Annotated in this window: 2 protein-coding genes; both read right to left on the bottom strand. The window is 48.7% G+C overall.

Features of this window, described 5'->3' with window-relative positions:
* A partial coding sequence (locus tag Q0546_RS05780; RefSeq protein ID WP_298791362.1) for a nickel-dependent hydrogenase large subunit occupies nucleotides 1-1,315 on the bottom strand: 1,315 nt, incomplete at its 3' end.
* Between the two features lie 2 nt (nucleotides 1,316-1,317).
* Nucleotides 1,318-2,466: a hydrogenase small subunit gene (locus Q0546_RS05775; protein WP_298791360.1), complete on the bottom strand. Its 1,149-nt coding sequence runs from the start codon at nucleotides 2,464-2,466 to the stop codon at nucleotides 1,318-1,320.
* Between the last annotated feature and the right edge of the window lie 206 nt (nucleotides 2,467-2,672).

The raw sequence follows: 2,672 nt of genomic DNA, 5'->3' as shown, positions 1-2,672 counted from the left end.
CTACTAGTTTGGCCTCTAGCATCCTGGTTGCGGTTCTACCCAGCGTAGAAAATACCGCCTCAAGCGGCAGCCCAGAGTCTTTTAAAAATTTATCTACTATCTTTACCACGCGCTCGTTGCCTTTGGCGTAGTTTATCACGATGCTTGCTATCGGGCCCACCTGCATAGGTTTGCCGTCGTAGCGAGGAGCTTTGATCCAGCTATATTTGCCCTTTTCGTCAAAGACTTTAGTATCTACTTCTTTGCCGCTGCCGCCCAATGTTTTCATATCTTTTAGGCCAGTGTAGTTTGGCTCGGTCTCGCCATCATACGGGTGCAGTGGGGCCGGGTTTTTATACCATGCGCGAGTGGCTTCCTCGGTGATCTTATCACCGTCTACTTCGTAAACCTTGCTGATGTCTCCGTTTAGGATAGCGCCGCCTTGGATCAGATACTCGTTTCTACCGACTAAAAACTCGTCGTAAGCGAATAAATTTGACACGCCGACGTCTTTTAGCACGCTAGGCTCGCTGCCGTAGGCTTTAGCAGCCATGACGAGATCTGGATAATACGCCCTGTTAATAAAATCGGCCGTTTCTTGAAATTTAGTTAGATATTCGCCCAGTCTTGCAGGATCTAGCAAGTCCATGACGCAGGTCACGCCGCCCACGGTTAGGCTTTGCGGGTGCGGGTTTTTGGAGCCAAATATCGCCATCATCTGCGCTACCGTTCTTTGTATCCTTAGACACTCTAAATAGTGCGAAAGCACGATCAAATTTTGCTCAGGCGTAAATTTATAGGTCGGATGTCCCCAATACGCGTTGGCAAAAGGCCCTAAATTTCCCTTTTTTACAAAGGCTTCAACGCGCTCTTTTACCTCTTTTAGCTTATCTGCGCCGGTCGCATACGGCGTGTCGCAGTATTTAAACGCCTCGTCGCTAGCTTTGTGTACGTCCGCGCTTAGAGCCGAAACCACGTCCGCCCAGTCAAGGCCGTGAAGCTGATAAAAATGTACCACGTGATCGTGCATATAAAGGGCGTTATTCATCAGCGTGCGCGTTAGCTGCGCGTTTAGTGGAGGCGTGATGCCTAGCGCATTCTCGACGGCCATGATACCCGCACGGTAGTGCGAAAACGTACAAACTCCGCAAATCCTCTGCATAAAAAATCCAGCATCCCTCGGATCTCGCCCCTTTACGACCTGCTCTATACCGCGCCAAAGCGTCGAGCCCGAGTAGGCTTCTTTAACTACGTTATTTTCATCTACGACGACCTCTATGCGCAGGTGGCCTTCTATCCTGGTTATCGGGTCTATTACTATTCTTTGCTCGCTCATTTTTACGCCTCCTCTTTGTCTTTAGCAAAAATGCTTATCGCGGCGTGCGCTGCTATACCGATACCTGCGAGCGCCAGCACTCCGATGCCGATTTTATCGCTGACGTTATCGGCGCCTAGACCCAAAACCGTGTTAAACAGCCTATCGGCCATCGGCTCCTCAAAAGGCCCCATCGTATCCCAAAAATCAGGCTCCGAGCAACCTATACAGCCGTGACCCGCCTGCACCGGCCAGCTGGTGTGCTGATTAAACCTCTCGCGGGAGCAGTTATTAAACGTATATGGGCCTTTGCAGCCGACTTTATAGAGACAGTAGCCGTTTTTTGCGCCCTCGTCGCCAAAGGTCTGCACGAACTCGCCCGCGTCAAACCTACCGCGTCTTTCGCAAAGATCGTGGATCCTAAGCCCGTAAGCCCACTTCGGACGGTTAAATACGTCAAGCGCAGGCAATGTGCCAAAAAGTATGTAGTGAAGGACGTTGCCCACGATATTTTTCTCGCTCGGAGGACAGCCCGGGACGTTTATGACCGGTTTTGAAGTTACTTTTGATAGGCCGACGGAATTTGACGGGTTTGGCTTTGCCGCTTGTATACCGCCAAAGCTCGAACAGGTACCGATGGCAAATATCGCCGCGGCATTCTGGCTCGCGTGCTTTGCGTGATGAAGGCCGCTAAGACCCAAAGGACCGACCGTTAGATAGTTTTCCGTATCGCCCGTAGGTATGCCGCCCTCGACTAGAAGGATGTATCTGTCTTTGTATTTTTCGATCGCGCTTTCTAGGTTTTCCTCAGCCTGCCAGCCTGCCGCAGCCATCACGGTTTCATGATACTCAAGGCTAATGTAGTCAAAAATCAAGCTATCTATACTCGGCGTATCGGTGCGAAGCAAGCTCTCGCTACATCCCGTACACTCGGCCATGTGTAGCCATATCACTGGCAATCTATCGCTAAGCTCGGCAGCTCTAGCTACGGTCGGCGTCATTGACGCAGGCAGCGCCATAAACGCCGTCATCGCGCCCGCCCACTTCATAAAATCTCGCCTGCTAAATCCGCTTTTCTTTAAAGCTTCGCCAATCGATCCGTTTTTTAAAGTCGGAAGCGCGGCAAGCACGTTAAGTCGCTCGTTTATCCTAACTAGGACGTCATCTCTCATGCTCTCTCCTTGGGGTAAAATGTGTATTTTTAGCATATTTAATAACGGTATAAATTCATTTTTAATTATTATCAAATAGCTTTAAATATTGAAATATTACAACTAAAAATTAAAATTCTAGATTTAGTAAAGGTATTAGTTTTTATGATTAAGCATATTATTATTTTAGTGTTATAGAGTTATTTTAGCGAGCAAAGTCCTAAAAA

The sequence above is a fragment of the uncultured Campylobacter sp. genome (genome assembly GCF_937997465.1).
Classification (GTDB): domain Bacteria; phylum Campylobacterota; class Campylobacteria; order Campylobacterales; family Campylobacteraceae; genus Campylobacter_A.
This window is presented reverse-complemented; position numbering and strand designations above follow the sequence as displayed.